Source organism: Rhizobium sp. P40RR-XXII, from assembly GCF_012641405.1.
In the GTDB taxonomy this organism is placed as follows: Bacteria; Pseudomonadota; Alphaproteobacteria; order Rhizobiales; family Rhizobiaceae; genus Rhizobium.
In genome coordinates, this window is the sequence record NZ_JABAII010000017.1 from 131,917 (window position 1) to 147,275 (window position 15,359).

At 58.4% G+C, this 15,359-nt stretch carries 16 protein-coding genes; 6 read left to right on the forward strand and 10 right to left on the reverse strand.

Annotation, left to right across the window (positions count from 1 at the left end):
• Window positions 1–312: 312 nt before the first annotated feature.
• Window positions 313–2,955: a DNA ligase D gene (ligD, locus tag HGP16_RS26480; protein ID WP_168842938.1), complete on the forward strand. Its 2,643-nt coding sequence runs from the start codon at window positions 313–315 to the stop codon at window positions 2,953–2,955.
• Window positions 2,956–3,394: 439 nt separating this feature from the next.
• Here ligD (HGP16_RS26480) and HGP16_RS26485 read toward each other — a convergent pair whose 3' ends face one another.
• The 3 genes from HGP16_RS26485 to HGP16_RS34755 form a co-directional block, all read right to left on the reverse strand.
• Window positions 3,395–3,673: a helix-turn-helix domain-containing protein gene (locus HGP16_RS26485; RefSeq protein WP_168842939.1), complete on the reverse strand. Its 279-nt coding sequence runs from the start codon at window positions 3,671–3,673 to the stop codon at window positions 3,395–3,397.
• On the reverse strand, window positions 3,670–3,906 hold the full coding sequence (locus HGP16_RS26490) for a type II toxin-antitoxin system RelE/ParE family toxin (protein ID WP_246705594.1): 237 nt from the start codon (window positions 3,904–3,906) through the stop codon (window positions 3,670–3,672). Before HGP16_RS26490 ends, HGP16_RS26485 begins: the two co-directional genes overlap by 4 nt.
• Window positions 3,907–4,246: 340 nt before the next feature.
• Window positions 4,247–4,459, reverse strand: a complete 213-nt coding sequence (locus HGP16_RS34755) for an Arc family DNA-binding protein (RefSeq protein WP_168842940.1) — start codon at window positions 4,457–4,459, stop codon at window positions 4,247–4,249.
• 169 nt (window positions 4,460–4,628) lie between these two features.
• Between HGP16_RS34755 and HGP16_RS26500 the strand changes: the two genes are divergently transcribed.
• Together HGP16_RS26500 and HGP16_RS34760 are read left to right on the forward strand one after the other, a co-directional pair.
• Window positions 4,629–4,934, forward strand: a complete 306-nt coding sequence (locus HGP16_RS26500) for a hypothetical protein (protein WP_168842941.1) — start codon at window positions 4,629–4,631, stop codon at window positions 4,932–4,934.
• Complete coding sequence (locus HGP16_RS34760; protein WP_168842942.1) at window positions 4,927–5,211, forward strand: hypothetical protein; 285 nt, start codon at window positions 4,927–4,929, stop codon at window positions 5,209–5,211. The genes HGP16_RS26500 and HGP16_RS34760 overlap by 8 nt, the downstream gene beginning before the upstream one ends.
• Before the next feature lie 27 nt (window positions 5,212–5,238).
• Here the strand turns inward: HGP16_RS34760 and HGP16_RS26510 are convergent, their stop codons facing one another.
• The 4 genes from HGP16_RS26510 to HGP16_RS26525 are packed head-to-tail and all read right to left on the reverse strand — an operon-like array spanning window position 5,239 to window position 8,951.
• The gene (locus HGP16_RS26510; protein ID WP_205927565.1) at window positions 5,239–6,153 is read right to left on the reverse strand and encodes a hypothetical protein; all 915 of its coding nucleotides are present in this window, start codon (window positions 6,151–6,153) and stop codon (window positions 5,239–5,241) included.
• A 6-nt stretch (window positions 6,154–6,159) separates the two neighbouring features.
• Window positions 6,160–7,218 (reverse strand): non-homologous end-joining DNA ligase, encoded by a 1,059-nt coding sequence (ligD, locus tag HGP16_RS26515; RefSeq protein ID WP_168842943.1) that lies wholly within the window; start codon window positions 7,216–7,218, stop codon window positions 6,160–6,162.
• Window positions 7,219–7,221: 3 nt separating this feature from the next.
• Window positions 7,222–8,040 (reverse strand): Ku protein, encoded by an 819-nt coding sequence (locus tag HGP16_RS26520; protein WP_168842944.1) that lies wholly within the window; start codon window positions 8,038–8,040, stop codon window positions 7,222–7,224.
• An 11-nt stretch (window positions 8,041–8,051) separates the two neighbouring features.
• Window positions 8,052–8,951: a Ku protein gene (locus HGP16_RS26525; protein WP_168842945.1), complete on the reverse strand. Its 900-nt coding sequence runs from the start codon at window positions 8,949–8,951 to the stop codon at window positions 8,052–8,054.
• Between the two features lie 500 nt (window positions 8,952–9,451).
• Here HGP16_RS26525 and HGP16_RS26530 point away from each other — a divergent pair, with 500 nt between their 5' ends.
• Complete coding sequence (locus HGP16_RS26530; RefSeq protein ID WP_168842946.1) at window positions 9,452–9,730, forward strand: hypothetical protein; 279 nt, start codon at window positions 9,452–9,454, stop codon at window positions 9,728–9,730.
• A 1,636-nt stretch (window positions 9,731–11,366) separates the two neighbouring features.
• The gene (locus tag HGP16_RS26535; RefSeq protein WP_168842947.1) at window positions 11,367–11,687 is read left to right on the forward strand and encodes a DUF736 domain-containing protein; all 321 of its coding nucleotides are present in this window, start codon (window positions 11,367–11,369) and stop codon (window positions 11,685–11,687) included.
• A 499-nt stretch (window positions 11,688–12,186) separates the two neighbouring features.
• Here HGP16_RS26535 and traG read toward each other — a convergent pair whose 3' ends face one another.
• Genes traG through traC form a run of 3 tightly spaced genes read right to left on the reverse strand, consistent with a single transcriptional unit; the run spans window position 12,187 to window position 14,633 of the window.
• Window positions 12,187–14,130, reverse strand: a complete 1,944-nt coding sequence (gene traG, locus HGP16_RS26540) for a Ti-type conjugative transfer system protein TraG (RefSeq protein ID WP_168842962.1) — start codon at window positions 14,128–14,130, stop codon at window positions 12,187–12,189.
• Window positions 14,117–14,332: a type IV conjugative transfer system coupling protein TraD gene (traD, locus tag HGP16_RS26545; protein WP_168842948.1), complete on the reverse strand. Its 216-nt coding sequence runs from the start codon at window positions 14,330–14,332 to the stop codon at window positions 14,117–14,119. Before traD ends, traG begins: the two co-directional genes overlap by 14 nt.
• 4 nt (window positions 14,333–14,336) lie before the next feature.
• Window positions 14,337–14,633 (reverse strand): conjugal transfer protein TraC, encoded by a 297-nt coding sequence (gene traC / locus HGP16_RS26550; RefSeq protein ID WP_168842949.1) that lies wholly within the window; start codon window positions 14,631–14,633, stop codon window positions 14,337–14,339.
• Window positions 14,634–14,892: 259 nt separating this feature from the next.
• Here traC and HGP16_RS26555 point away from each other — a divergent pair.
• On the forward strand, window positions 14,893–15,359 hold a 467-nt coding region (locus HGP16_RS26555), incomplete at its 3' end, for a MobA/MobL family protein (protein WP_168842963.1).

Sequence of the window (15,359 nt, forward strand, 5' to 3'; positions counted from 1 at the left end):
TTTGGATTGCCTGTCCAGTCTGGCACGGCGCGGATATGGCGGCATTTTATTTTACGCACCGGCACAAAACGCCTGCCGAGGAGTTTCCAGAAAAAGGAGACTCGATATGGCCGATAAAACGCCCAGTTCTAGTTTGAACGATCGATCAAAGGCGCCTCGAACGACCAGACGGCCAACTTTCCCGCTGAGAGCGGAACGCCACGATCGACGCGAAAAACGCCTGAAGGACGTCCGGCGGGAGCACCACGCCTCCTGGACTGGATCAGAAGTGATTGCCTCCTAGACACCTATGCCAAGCAGCCGGGAATCAAGATGGCCAGCGACACATTATCCACCTACCGATCGAAGCGTGATTTTCAGAAGACGGCTGAGCCTAGCGGCGAAACGCAGATCGCCCGCGCGAACCGCCGACGGTTTATAATCCAGAAGCACGATGCGACCCGATTGCACTACGATCTTCGCCTTGAGCTCGATGGCGTCTTCAAATCCTGGGCCGTGACCAAAGGGCCATCTCTCGATCCGCATGACAAGCGCCTCGCGGTCGAGGTCGAGGATCATCCACTCGATTACGGTGACTTTGAAGGCACGATCCCCAAAGGCCAATATGGCGGCGGCACGGTGATGCTCTGGGATCGCGGCTATTGGGAGCCGGAGGGAAAAAGGAGCCCGCAACAGGCACTCGCAAAGGGCGATTTCAAGTTCACGCTCGAAGGGAAACGCCTGCACGGCAGTTTCGTGCTGGTGCGCATGCGCAACGACCGCGATCGCGGCAAACGGACCAACTGGCTTTTGATCAAGCACCATGACGAGTTCTCGGTTGACGAGAATGGTGCGGCGATCCTGGAAAAGAACGCCACTTCGGTGGCCTCGGGCCGCACGATGGAAATGATCGCAGCCGGCAAGGGCCGCAAGCCCAAACCGTTCATGGTCGAAGGCGGCAACGTAGATGCCGACGCGGTATGGGACAGCAATCAGGGGCTCGCCGCCGCCGAGCGCAAGGTCGCCGCTCAGGATGACGATAAGGCAGACACCATCACCTCAGTCGATCTTCCTGATTTCATTGCTCCTCAACTGTGCGAAACACTTGAGCGTCCGCCGGCCGGCACGGGCTGGCTCCACGAAATCAAGTTTGATGGCTATCGGATCCAGATGCGTGTCCTTAATGGCGAGGTCACGCTGAAGACCCGGAAAGGTCTCGACTGGACGGGCAAGTATCCACAGATCGCCGATTCGGCCTCGTCATTGCCGGACTGCATCATCGACGGCGAAATATGTGCTCTCGATGAACACGGAGCCCCGGACTTCGCAGCCCTGCAAGCCGCTCTTTCCGAAGGTAAGACCGGCGATCTGGTCTACTTCGCCTTCGATCTCCTCTACGATGGCGGGGAAGATCTGCGATCCGAGCCGCTCATCGAGCGAAAGGCCCGGCTGAAGGCATTACTTGCAGATGGCGACAACGACACGCGCATCCGATTTGTTGAACATTTTGAGACCGGCGGTGACGCTGTGCTGAGGTCGGCGTGTAAACTGTCTCTCGAAGGCATCGTCTCGAAACAGGCGGATGCACCTTATCAGTCCGGCCGCACCGAGACCTGGGCGAAATCGAAATGCCGGGCTGGCCATGAAGTGGTGATCGGCGCCTACGCAACCACCAACGGCAAGTTCCGTTCATTGCTGGTCGGCGTCCACCGCGGCGACCATCTTGTGTATGTGGGAAGGGTGGGTACGGGCTACGGGACGAAAAAGGTCGAAACCCTTCTTCCAAAGCTCAAGGCACTTGCCGCTGCGAAATCGCCGTTCGCAGGAATCGGCGCACCAAAGAAAACGCCGGAGATTACATGGCTCAAGCCGGACCTTGTCGCGGAAATCGAGTTCGCCGGCTGGACGGCCGACGGTCTCGTCCGGCAGGCAGCTTTCAAAGGCTTACGTGAGGACAAGCCGGCTCAAGAAGTCGAAGCCGAGCGTCCAGCGAAGATCACGAAAGCCGATGTACCGCAACCGGCACCGGTGGCAAAGACGCCATCTCGTCGCAAAGGTGCCAAGGTCGATGTCATGAGCGTGCTAATCTCCAGCCCCGACAAGCCGCTTTGGCCCGACGCCAATGACGGCGAACCGGTCACCAAGGAAGAGCTTGCCCGCTACTACGAGGCGGTCGGCCACTGGGTCATCGGGCATATCAGGGGCAGGCCCTGTTCCATTATCCGCGCGCCCGACGGTATTGGTGGTGAACAATTTTTCCAGCGGCATGCCATGCCAGGCCAGTCGAACCTGCTTGAATTGGTGAAGGTCTTCGGCGACAAGAAACCCTATCTCCAAATCGACCGCGTCGAGGGACTGGCTGCCGTGGCTCAGATCGCCGCACTCGAGCTGCATCCATGGAATTGCGAGCCAGAGCAGCCGGAAGTGCCGGGGCGCCTCGTCTTCGATCTTGACCCAGGACCGGACGTACCGTTCTCCACCGTGGTTGCCGCCGCGCGCGAGATGCGTGACCGGCTGGATGAACTCGGCATGATCAGTTTTTGCAAGACGACCGGTGGCAAGGGCTTGCACGTGGTGACGCCGCTTGCTGTCAACAAACGCAAACCGCTCTCGTGGCCGGAGGCTAAGGAATTTGCTCATGAGATTTGTCGGCAGATGGCTCGTGATAATCCTGATCTTTATCTCATCAAGATGACCAAGAGCCTGCGCAGCGGTCGCATCTTCCTCGATTATCTGCGCAATGACCGCATGGCAACGGCGGTCGCTCCTTTGTCTCCAAGGGCAAGACCTGGTGCGACCGTTTCGATGCCGCTCACATGGGCGCAAGTCAAAACGGACCTCGATCCGAAACGATTCACGATCCGGACCGTACCAGCGCTGCTGGCAGGGTCGTCGGCCTGGGAGGACTATTCTGATGGACAGCGCCCGCTAGAGCAGGCGATCAAGCGACTGGTCAAGATTGCGAAGGTAGCCTGACCATTGGCACCGCTTTTCGCTTACCAGAGCCGTCGCTCAAGCCGCCCTGTGATGATTGGCACCGCGGCGGCACCCGGCGCAACAAGCCGAAGGCGCTCGACCAGCCTGCTAAGGGCGAATGTGATCGTGATCAGGACCGCGATCCGAAGCCATGGATGGTGTGGTCCCTGCGACGGACGTTCCTCCGTCCTACTCCCAATACCCGCCAATTGCTCGCGCAGGTCCATGATCTCTTTCCTGAGCCAGGCGATTTCCCTCTGAGCCGCCTCGAGATCTTTGCTCTCTGCACTTTCATCTTGAGCCCACAAGATAACGCTATTATGTGGGAGAATAATCATTTGCCGTGCTAACGATTGACCTCCGTCCATTCCACGCTTGCCGCGTCAATCAGCTCTCATTTTCAAGATGATGAAGCATCCTCCCAATACGGTGTGAATGCCTATGGATGGATCAAATTTATTTCCAACTTCGAACCGGTGGCCTCGGCGTAGCGCCGTAAGGTATTCAGTGAAGGCGATACGCCGCCGCCTTCCAGCCGCGCGATGGCCGATTGGGTGGTGCCGATACGGCGGGCAAGCTCTGCCTGTGAAAGATTCGCCTTCGTCCGAGCGCGGATAAGCGCTTCGACAAGCTGAAATTCTGCATCCGCCTTCTCGTACTCCTGCCGGAATTCGGGACTGCTCATCAGCTTCTTTTTCAGTTCGGCAATCTTGGTCATGGTTTCACCTCGTTCATTCGCTCTCTGGCAATCATCAGTGCCGCCAGTGGCGTCTTCTGCGACTTCTTCATGAAAACATGCAGTACGATGACGCGACGGCCTGTAACGGTCACGTAGATGCCACGGGCGATCCCCTCGGCGGCTTTGGCGCGTAGCTCCCAAAGCTTGCCTTCCAGATGCTTCACATGCGGTTCACGCAATTGTTCAAGGCCGACATTCTCGACCGCTTCCAATGAGGCGGATCAACCGCGCCTGAAGGCCGGGAGGCAATGCCTCGATCTCAGCATCAGCGGCATCGTGTTTCGACCGTCCATCTCACAAGTGCTATATAGCGAATATGCTATAATCTTGCAATTAGTCGAACTTTCGCGATCTGATGAAGGGATTTAATCTACTTTTTCGACGTTTGGCGACTCCAGTATGTTCTCCGCAAATTCAGAGAGATTCGCGGGCACGCCATCGCCATAAGCTAGTATCTGATGGCAAACCGACCGAAGCAAGCCGACGAAGTCATTCTTATTTTTGTACTGCGCTTCCCAAAGCGCTTTCCATTCCTCTGCGCTCGAAACGCCATCAAGAAGTCTCCTCAATGGTCCTATCTTGCTCTGTAATTCGCGCTTCGAGTTGCGACCTTTCCGGTCGGCTGCTGTCTACTGCTGACGTAAGGCGCTCGACTATCTCGGCATTTGCCGATCTGTTCGCAACGTCGGCTGCAGCCTCAATCGCTGAATAGACGTGCCTTGGCACTCTAATTGTATATCGAACATGGTCATCTTGTTTCGCCATGGTCCGCTTTCAGAAGCCGGCGCTTGCCAGTCATAACCCCGCCGTTGGTATCGAGCCAATCAACAAGCGAAAGGGCGGCATACAGGGACGCCTGACGAGATCGACAAGTTTCGCGCCCATTGGGCCATTGGCACCACGCCGCGCCTCGCGATGGAGGTCATGATCAACATTGGTGCACGCCGTTCCGACGCTGCGCGCATCGGGGCCGAAGAATGAGTTCAAGCGTGAGGGCGAGCGCTGGACGCGCTTCACAGCCTATAAGGGCCACAACCGCTTTCCTGTGGAAATGGAAGCTCGCCTTACGCCGGAGCTGATAGATGCGCTGGAAAAGACGGAGATCGGCACTGATTCTTATGTCCTCAGCGCGCGCGGCACTCCTTATACTATAGAATACTATAGAGAGCTTCGGAAACGCCTTCTCCCGCTGATGTGGGGAGGCGGGTTTGCCGCATTGCTCGTCCCACGGCTTGCGTAAGGCTGCATCCGTCGCATACGCCGAAAGCGGTCCATCAGCTCCTGAGCTAATGGCGTTGTTCGGATGGACGAATTTCAAGACAGCTCAAATCTACATCGAGAAGGCTGAAAAGCGGCGCATGCGGACGAATGCATTCGAGCGCAAGGCGGCATACGAGAAGCGCTCAAGTGTCCCACTTTTCGAGCCCAAAATGGCAAATGAGACAAATAGATCACGAGATCGCCGACAGAGACAAGTGCGCCGTCGACCACCATCGACATGTGGACGCCTGGGGTAGAGAACGAGGAACACCGGGGTGGTATTATTATTCCAGTATAGGTGCCGTTGGCCCCTGCCGTCGTTCCCGTGACCGGGCAGACCGTCGCGCCTCTCTCAACTCCTCGATGGTCGGCTGCCACCAGCCACGCATCCGCTCATATTCACCGGCCGGGCCTTTCGCCGGCCATGTGCGAATGAGCTCCTCCAGCGTTGCCGGTCGCCAATGGCACCAGACTTGCTCGTCATTAAGATCGGCATAAAGATCTGCAACACCGATAGGGTCCACCAGCTCCCCGGTAATTTCAGTGATCACGACGATTCCGTAGGCAGGGGTCGCGATCGGCCGATAAAGCGGTGGAAGATCGCCATGAGGAACGGGCAGGCGCCGGCGGCGGCGCTCGGCTGCGCGGCGTTTTGATAAGAGTTCTTCCTTAGTGCCTCTGCGTGTCTCGGCCCGCTTTCGGCGCTCCTCGGGTTCGTTGCGCTTGGCCGCCCTTTCGATGGTTTCCCAGCGATGCTGAAGATCATCATACGAGGCGAAAGGAACCCGCCAAACACGATGGTTGCTGTCCCATCGCGCGAAAGGGATTTGACGCAACTCATCGATGACGGTCTTTGAATACGGCGTCCGAATTCGGAAGCCTTCGGCTTCGACTTCGAGATAAGGACTGAGGATCGGCTCGAAGGCGTAAGCATCCCGTCCGCGGTCTTCTGCAAAAATGTCAGTCCTGGCGGCCTCCCGTGCCAGCCAGCGGTCAATCCGGCGCCGCGCGGTCTTGCCCGGTACCGTCCATGCCTGAAGCCGGTCGCTCCATCGGGCGCGAGGAAATGTCTGGCGGAACCGTTGCACGGTCATGCGGTCGAATGGGAAGCGTGCGAGAGCCCGGTCTGGATCACGACCATCAGCAGGTGGGGCTATTCGATCTTGCCCCGGGATCGTCGTCTTCCGGTCGTCTTCCATCAAGGTTCAAGGCGGGTAACCGCTGCCATTGGTTATTTCGAAGACGGCCGCATTGTCCTGGATTTCACGAAGGCCTTTGTAAGAGGCGTGACGAAGGTTGCCATCGTCAGTCCAGCCGCGAAACTCGATCTCCGCAATTAACGTCGGTTGCGCAAACACGAAGCGCTTCCCCTTGAGCGGCACCGCCGGCTTCGACGTCTTCAGGCGATCGAGCGTCCTCTTGAGATGGTCGGCATCCTTCGTGCTGAAGCCCGTTCCGACGGAGCCGACATACACCCAGTCATATCCACGCCTGCCGGCAAGCAACAGACTTCCCAAGCCGCCGCGCGCAGTCTTCGACTGTTCGTATCCGACGATCATGAAGCTTTCGGATTGGACGCATTTGATCTTCAACCAGTCGCCGGTGCGGCCGCCCCGGTAGGGCGCATCGCGATGCTTGGCGATGATGCCTTCAAGACCGACCTGGCAGGCGTGGTCGAGCAAGGTTTCCCCATCCAGCGCCAGTTCCTCCGACAGCCGAATTGCACTCTCACCACCGGCCGGAACGAAATCCTCGAGAAAATGACGGCGCACTGACAGCTCGGTTCGTGTGAAGTCGTGACCATCGAGGTAAAGAAGGTCGAAGGCGAAGAGAATGGCTTCCGTCGAGATGCGCTTTCCGCCCCGACCGCCGAGCGAACGCTGCAGCGCTCCAAAATCCGATCTGCCCTGCCCATTGAGAACGACGGCCTCGCCATCCAGGATGGCGCGCGTGGTACCCAGCTTGCGTGCCGCCTCGGCTATCGCCGGAAATCGATGTGTCCAGTCGTGGCCGCCGCGTGTGACGATCCGAACGCCCTCCGGCTCGATATGAACAGCAAGTCGATAGCCGTCCCATTTCACCTCATAGAGCCAATCCGGACCCACCGGGACTGTTGGCCTCAAAAGGGCGAGGCAAGGCTCGATCCGTTCCGGCATCGGGTCGAACGGCAGGCTGGGCTGATCCGGATCGCGTTTGCGGATCGGGCGAGATTGACGCGATGACATCGACGTGTCGAGGAGGGGGAGGGCATGGCGGCGGATCATGGCTCAACGCCTGCCGGGCCGATTCTCGGCATCCACGGATTTGCGGAGAGCGTCCATGATGTTGATGACGTTGCTCGGCGCTGGCTCCGCCTGATCTTTGGCGTTCGGCTTGGTCTTCACTGGCTTCTTCATTTGTTTTTTCTTCGCCGCAATAATATCGAGCAGCTTATCCTGGACCGGGTCGGAGGCCATTTTCGGGCTCCAGGGTTGCGTCTGCTTCTTGATCAGTTGTAGCACCAGTGGCATCATTTCCTGGTCCGCCGGCTCGTCGTCCACTCGCTCGAAGTACAGATCCGCATCCCGCACTTCATCGCCATAGCGCAGCGTCCACAGCACGATGCCTTTGCCGCGTGGCTCCAACATGACGGCGCGCTCACGCCGGGAAATCACCAATCGCGAAATGCCGACCATGTTCTCGGCCGCCATGGCGTCACGGATCACGGAGAAGGCTTCCTCTCCGACCGGATCGTCCGGAGAGAGATAGTAGGGCGTGTCGAGCCAGATCCACTCGACGCTGTCTCGGGGCGCGAACACCTCGATGTCGATCGTCTTGGTGCTTTCGAGCGCGACATTCTCCAGTTCCTCGTCTTCCAGGATCACGTATTCGTCTTCGCCGCGTTGATAACCTTTGACTTCATCGTCTTCGTTGACCGCCTTGCCGGTCACCGCGTCGACGTAATGGCTGACGATGCGATTGTGCGTCTCACGATTCAACGTGTGGAAACGCACCTTCTCGTTTTCGGATGTCGCTGGCATCATCTGTACAGGGCAGGTGACCAGCGAGAGCTTGAGATAGCCTTTCCAATAGGGGCGGAGCGCCATTTAAGCCTCACTCAGCCAGCGCGGCGCTGCTGGGTACCAGCAGAGCCGCGGGATTTCGGGATTGCTGCCCGCTTTGCATCCTGTTTGCTCTTTCCGGCATTGCTCGCAGTGCCCGTGCGTTTTGCTTTTGCAGGCGCAGTCATTCCCGCGCTCTCTCGAAGTGCCTGCAGCAGGTCGCCCTTTTTCGATGGTGGCGGAGCCTTCTTCTTCGGCAGCGTGCGGCCCTCGATCTTGGCCTTCACGAGCTCGGCGACGGCCGCCTCGTATCGATCATCAATCTGGCTCGGATCGAATGCGCCCTTCTTCGTATTGATGATGTGCGTGGCAAGCTCCAGCATCTCACCTTCGATCTTCAGGTCCGGCATTTCATCAAAGGCATTTTCGGAAGACCGAACCTCGTAATCGTAGTTTAGGGTGGATCCAATCAGACCTTTGTCATGTGGGCGGATCAAAAGCGTGCGTAAGCGACGGAAGAGGACTGTGCGGGCAATCGCGGCGACCTTGGCTTTCTTCATGCCGTCCCGCAAAAGCTTGAAGGCTTCGCTGCCCATCTTGTCGGGAGCAAGATAGTAGGGCTTGTCAAAATAGATGTCGTCGACCTCGTCGCAGGGGATGAAAGCTTCGATCCTCAGCGTCTTGTCACTATCCGGAATGGCGGCGGCGACTTCTTCCGGTTCAAGGACGACATAACGCCCGTCTTCGATCTCGAAACCTTTGACTTGGTCCTCGCGGTCAACCGGCTCCTCAGTTTCGCTATCGATGAATTCCCGGCGGACGCGGTTTCCCGTGGCCCGATTGAGCGTGTGAAACGCAATGCGTTCGGATGTGGAGGCCGCGGTATAGAGCGCCACCGGGAAAGCAACCTCTCCGAATTTGATAAAGCCTTTCCAGTTCGCTCGAGGAGCAACCATGATACGCGCACTCCCAACAACCAATCCGATACAACCGAGTCACCCGATTGATTGTTCCCAGCCGAAACGAATCTAACTTCAAATATTTTGATCGGTTGTCTTCCCGTTTTTCGCGTGGCGGCCATGCTTTTGATTCGATGCATCTTTTTACAGCGACGTGCGTTCGTGTTGTCCCGCAATCAGAGGGCTCCGTAGCACGATCACCGAAAGGATTTGCCTGTTTGCAGGCGCTCGCGATTTCTAAGGGAGATCGGACAACCTCATCCTGCCTGCCAAACCCGCCCCGCTCCAACGAGACAGCACTGGGAAATTCCGCAACTCGAGTGCCGCTGTGCTGAAACATGAATTGATGCCGCCGGGAAAGTGTATCGATCTCCATTGTTGCGGGCTTGCGAATTGGCTGCGTCTGGTCAAAAATTTTACTGCAGGGTAGTTGTGACAACATTCATGCTGCGTTCAGCCGTATGGTTTCAAGCTGATGACACGAATGGAGGTTCGCTATGAAAATCTATCAGAGTCTACTTGCAGCGCTTCTGGGTGTCGGCTTGTTGATCGGTGCGGGTGCTGCATCCGCTGCCCCGATGATGAACATGACGAAACCGGAGGTCCAGTCATCCGTTCAAACGGTCCATTACCGCCGCCATTGGCATGGTCCGCGACATCATCGGCCTCACTATTGGGGATCGCATCGGAGCTACCGAAGCCATTACTGGCGCGGCCATCATTACGGTTGGTACAAGCATCGTCATCACCACCATCACCGTTACTACCGCTACTGACCGAAGCTCGCGGAAAGCTGCATAAGGCCGCGAAAGAATAGAAGGTATTTGGAACCTTCCCCGAGGCGGAAATCGAATCTGCCTCGGGAACAGCGGCGGCAGCTATGACGCTGCCTCGCCTCAACGATCTCTATAGGTCGCAGTTTTCATCGGCCTGCATTATGGCCCAGTTTCGAAACTGTTAAGTTCGCCACGTGGGTTGGGTCGCCTGTTTCACCACCGATGTCTCTGGAGCCTGCGGCATCCTGCCAACTCAATCACACGGCCTCTGGCGAAGCCGGTGCGGTGTTTAGCGATCGCAGGGCACTCATAGATCTTCAGTACGGAATTCCTAAAAAATCGCGGCTTTGGCGACGAGGCCGCCTGAAACCGAAGACTTGCGGCTTGTTTGGTGAGCGCGACGAATGGCAAAGGGCTTTCGCGATTGACCTGGGCAGGGTCTTGGTTCTCAGTCAACACTTCTGCTTTGGCCGCTTCGACCTAAAATAGGTTCGGATATTAACGGGTGCTTCGGCGACATCAGCGCTAGCCTGGGGGTCGCTTCCGTTTTGCTTTGCATGCTTGCGGAGGGGCGATGATATCGCCAGTGACGGCATGATCTCGAAGGACAGACTGCCTACAGACTTGCCGTTAGCCATCGCCTGCTGCCAGACGCAATCTGCGCAAGCCGATCTGCCGGTTCTCTCGGGGGCTGGATGGGGCATGTCTGGCCGCCGGCCGGCATGCCTTGATCGTCTTCTGCAATGGCCGCTTCGGACTCCCTCCCTCCCGCGCGGCTCCGCCCGTCGACGCTCCCTCCCATGCCCGATGAAAGCGGAACGCAAAGAGCGGGGGCAGTCGATCCCGCCTCCCCGATGGGCCACTATGTTGACGCTCCTGCGGCTGCCCTTGTTCCGCTCTTTGCGTGTCGAGAATTCCCGAAATCCCGGCCCGCGGCCGGCGCCATGCTGATTTCTCCAATGCTCTTCATCATTTCCGGAGCGCGCGTGCTCGTTTCACGTCGCGCTGGCGCGATCAAAAGAGATGAGTCTGCGCGTTGCGCTGTCCGTAATCGTTTTCCAGCCGCAGCGCCGCCGGGCGGCGCCGCCGCGGCCGGAGTGAGCCGGCATCGCCGGCGAGCGGAGCAGGCGGAGGAAACCCGCGCCTCCTCATAGCGCCGTAGGGTTTTCCGGAGCCAGTGGGAAACGACCATCTGGCCCGGCATGCAGGTTTCTAAGATCGTTTAAGGCATCCGCTCGTTGAATGGTCCGAGCTCTGTGCCGGTGGTACACAGCCGATCTTCCTTCGTCTCCGCCGTTCCCGGCGGCGGTTTCTTGTCCATCGGTTGCGCCGCAACCTTCGGTGGGGCCCGTTTAGGGCCACTCCAATTTGTTCGCCCCATGACATCGCCGCCCAGGCCGGTAAAGCGGCCCGTGAAGCCGTCTTTCTTCCGCGCCTGTCCGCAAGCGGACCCGTGAAGTTTTCCGTCTTCCGCGCCACGCCGCTTGACAGTCCTGTTCGCCGCCGCGGGGCGGGCTTTCGCCCTCCCCACTCTGTCCCGGGGAATGTCAGAGGCCATTCCCCGGGAAAGACCGGGGAGGCTTCGCCCGAAGGGGCTGGCCCTTCGGATACCAACCGCAACCAATGGAGACACACAATGACCGACTACGCAAACTTTATCCACTTCGGCGAGAGCAAGACCCTCACTGGCAACATCGCTTCCATCTCTTATGATCTCGACATCACGGGGAAGGAAAACCGCAGCACCAATCCCGATGCGCCGGCTTACCGCCTCTTTGCCAAGTCTCCAAAGGGCCGGCAGGTGGAAATCGGTGCGATCTGGCGGAAAAAGAACCAGAGCGGTGGTGCCTATTACAGCCTTTCCATTAGCACCGGCCACGGCAGGCTCAATGCGAATTTGGGCCGCTATCCTGGTCAGGACGACGAGGACCTGATGGCCGTCATTCCATGGGATTGATGGCGTGATCTGAGCATCGGTTTCGCCCGGGGGATCACCTTCCCTCGGGCGCGCCGAATAACCCCGAAGAGCAAGAAATGACGATGCCACGGGATAGGCGGAGGCGCAAGCGACTGACATCGCCATGTCGCGCGCATCTGCCGTGTTCACAAGCACAGTTGGAGTAGGGTTCGTGCCCGTAAGAGCAACGGCAGACCGCTTCGCGGGAAGAAGGAGATCAGCGAGTAATCCCGCTTTTTTCCAACCGCTCGTAGATCGGAAATATGGAGAGAAGGGCTGGAGGCGGCCCTTCTCAAAAGGCTGGCTTTCCGACTGAGAATTCTGTTTCGGGAATGCCCCAATGTGATCGGCCGAACCAAAACCTTTCCGAATCTTCTGACTCGCGGCGGAATTCACCTGCCCAGCGACGCATTTGAATCGGACAGAGTGTACTAATTCATTTCCATGATGGGTTCGATTATGGGACTGGCCGCTTGGCGCGACCCCGACGAGGGCGGTCCTAACCTCTGCTGCCATCCATGTTAGGACCTTCGCTTCGATGAAATAGATTCGTCCTGACACAGCTTTTCATGTCGTCACGCCGGAACCAGATGGCGCGCCCGCATCTAAGCGGCGGATTGCTTGATGTGAACACGATCTGTTCGTCTGCGCGCATACGCAGCACCTCGTGTGGCATAATCAACGGTCGGCGGCTCAGTTGCTTCGATCGCGACCGCGAAGATCCTTTCATTCCTGTCGAGCGGTTCATCTGATCGACCTCGACTGTGGTGTCGCCGCAGCGCTTCGAAATGTAGTCGGCGGTGTCTGGATCGTTGATAGCGGCAAACGAAATCCAGCTTGCGCTCTCGAACCATTTGCTTGCCGCATCGCGGCCGCCGTAGGCTTCCCGCATCTGGCCTATGGACTGGAAGATCATTGTCAAGGTGATGCCGTATTTCCGACCGGCGTCGCGCGCGGTTTCCAATATCCGCATGTAACCAAGTCTGGCCACCTCATCGAGCAAAAACAGCGTACGTCCCTTCATCGCGCCGTCGCGGTTATAGATCGCATTCAGGAACGAGCCGATGATGACGCGAGCGAGACCAGAATGGGTTTCCAACGCCATCAAGTCGATGTTGATGAAGACGTCGGTCTGGCCATTGGCCAACTCGTCGGTCAAGAACGTTGAACCGGACACCAGCGCGGCATAGTTGGGATAGGAAAGCCAGTGCGTATCCTTAATGACATTGGCGTAGACCCCTGAAAACGTTTCAGGTGTCATGTTCACAAACGCGGCAACATTTTCCCTCACAAAATTCGATTCCGAGTTGTCGTAGATGTCTCGAAGCCTCGCCCGCAGTTTCGGTTCCGGTTCGGACAGATTGGCACGCACCAGTCGCAACGTTCTCTCCTCTCGTTCCGTATGACCGGAGAGGCACATGTCGGCTGTCATGGCGGTGAGCAATTGTAGTCCCGAGGATCGAAAGAAGTCGTCACGCACATTGGGCGCGCGACCGCTGTCGCTCATGATCCACGAGGCAACGGCGGAGATATCCTCTTCATCGGTGCCACCATAGCGCCCGATCCAGTCAAGCGCGTTGAAGCCAACCTCGGACGCTGCTGGGTCGAGAACGATCACCTTGCGGCCAGCTTTCCGTCGATGCTCGATGACCATCGGCGCGACCTCTTTCGACGGGTCGAGTACGACAAGACCACCGCCCCATTTAAGTGCGGTCGGGATCGTCACCGACGTCGTCTTGAAGCCGCCAGAGCCGGCAAAGACAATGCCATGCGACGATCCGAACGTGCCGTCGAAGCAGAGCAACGGCGACTTGCCGCCCGCTCCCCAGCTATGCGGATTTTCAGCTCGGAACGTTATGGCCGCAATGCTGTCGCGGTCAACGCGGTAACGCTCGCCGATGACGATACCGCCGCTCTCCGGAAAGAGTTTTGTCGCATCCAGCATGCTCATCCAGTCGGTCTCACCATGCACCGCTCGCTGTCCGCGAACGCGTCGCGGCATCGTCTGCGCAAAGGCGAGGTTTCCTTTCATCGCGACGCGCAAAGAGAAGATGCCGGCAAGGAAGACTATCACCGCGCCGAGTATCGTAGATGGATCGGCATAGGCCAAGACCGATTGGCCCGCTGGGACACGATTGGCAAAGCCGCCGAGCCGAACCGTCTCCCGAAGCACGGCGATCAGGATGACCACTACGCATCCAACGACAGCGCTCCAGCCGGCGGTTTTGATGTTTATCGCACCATTGATGGCGAACAGGCAGATCAGTCCGGCGCTGGCGGCAAGCGTATAGGGAAGCGCAAGGCCGATGCGGCCGAGAACCAGCTTGCTCTCGGCGGTCTTCCCGAAGGCAGCGAGCCAGAGCTCAATGCCCGGGATGAAAATCGTGGCCACGATCATGATTGCGGCCGGGACGATAGCTAGGAGGAACCTACTGGGTGTTATCACGAAAGGCCTCCGTGCCGATCGCCATCAGCCTTGCGCGCTCCGAACCATCGTTTTGCATCCGTGTTGCGGCATCAATGAGCAGTCCTAGAAGAAGGGCCCGCTTTTCATATCGCAGGCCAGCCTTCACGATCAGGCCGCCAAGCTCGATTTTTTCGCGGGTATCCTTCCTTCGCGCTTCGCTGGACGAGATCTGGCGCATCCGCTCAAGCCTCGCGAGTGCTGCTCTGAACAGTGCCAGTCTCGAGCGACGCGACAACCGCGCTACCGGCTCCAACCCCACCGCCGTTCTTTTTCTCGGCTGCATTTTCTTTTCCGCCGCGAAAGCGTTTGGCGATATCCTCGAAGGCCGTCTGAAGTGAGGCTTCATCAATCTCGATTTCGCCGAGACCCGCCCTTAGCGCGAGCCTGCCGATACGTTCGGCCTCGCGCGCCTCCGCCTGCCTGAGCTGGTCTTTGAGCCGCGCGATGTCTTCTCTGATTTTCGACGAGGGTTTCTTCATTTCGGTCGTTCATCCTCTTTCGTTTGGCGGTGCATCGGCAGCGCCGAAACTCGCCCGTATGCCTATCCAAGGAAACGTGCAGATCTGCACGTCGGCAAAGCCGCCACTTTGACGGATGATCCCGGCCGTTCCGAAGGAGCGGGTCCAAGGGCGCAATTATACGTCGCTGACACGACGTCTTGCGTTGCGGCTCCGCCAGGGGGCTCGATTGGCCCGCCGCTCCGATGGACCGAGTTCGAACCAGGGAGCTTTCGTCGCCATGGCCATCGCCCACTTCTCCGTCAGCATCGTCAGCCGCGGCGACGGCCGTAGCGCGGTACTGTCGGCGGCCTACCGCCATTGCGCGAAAATGGAATACGAGCGCGAAGCCCGCACCCTCGACTATACCCGCAAGCAGGGACTGCTGCATGAGGAGTTCGCGCTTCCAGCCGATGCCCCGAATTGGGTGCGCGCGCTGATCGCCGACCGCTCGATCTCGGGTGCTTCGGAGGCCTTCTGGAACAAGGTCGAGGCGTTCGAGAAGCGATCCGATGCACAGCTCGCCCGTGACCTGACCATCGCTCTGCCACTCGAGCTCACGCCCGAGCAGAACATCGCGTTCGTACGGGACTTCGTCGAAAGACATGTCCTTTCGAACGGCATGGTCGCGGACTGGGTCTACCACGACAATCCCGGCAATCCGCATATCCACCTGATGACAACATTACGCCCGCTGACCGAGGCTGG

Coding starts and splice junctions, on each gene's coding strand:
- ligD (WP_168842938.1), top strand. CDS start 313: ATGGCCAGCGACACATTATCCACCTACCGATCGAAGCGTGATTTTCAG.
- HGP16_RS26485 (WP_168842939.1), bottom strand. CDS start 3,673: ATGACCAAGATTGCCGAACTGAAAAAGAAGCTGATGAGCAGTCCCGAA.
- HGP16_RS34755 (WP_168842940.1), bottom strand. CDS start 4,459: ATGGCGAAACAAGATGACCATGTTCGATATACAATTAGAGTGCCAAGG.
- HGP16_RS26510 (WP_205927565.1), bottom strand. CDS start 6,153: ATGGAAGACGACCGGAAGACGACGATCCCGGGGCAAGATCGAATAGCC.
- ligD (WP_168842943.1), bottom strand. CDS start 7,218: ATGATCCGCCGCCATGCCCTCCCCCTCCTCGACACGTCGATGTCATCG.
- HGP16_RS26520 (WP_168842944.1), bottom strand. CDS start 8,040: ATGGCGCTCCGCCCCTATTGGAAAGGCTATCTCAAGCTCTCGCTGGTC.
- HGP16_RS26525 (WP_168842945.1), bottom strand. CDS start 8,951: ATGGTTGCTCCTCGAGCGAACTGGAAAGGCTTTATCAAATTCGGAGAG.
- HGP16_RS26530 (WP_168842946.1), top strand. CDS start 9,452: ATGAAAATCTATCAGAGTCTACTTGCAGCGCTTCTGGGTGTCGGCTTG.
- HGP16_RS26535 (WP_168842947.1), top strand. CDS start 11,367: ATGACCGACTACGCAAACTTTATCCACTTCGGCGAGAGCAAGACCCTC.
- traD (WP_168842948.1), bottom strand. CDS start 14,332: ATGCGCCAGATCTCGTCCAGCGAAGCGCGAAGGAAGGATACCCGCGAA.
- traC (WP_168842949.1), bottom strand. CDS start 14,633: ATGAAGAAACCCTCGTCGAAAATCAGAGAAGACATCGCGCGGCTCAAA.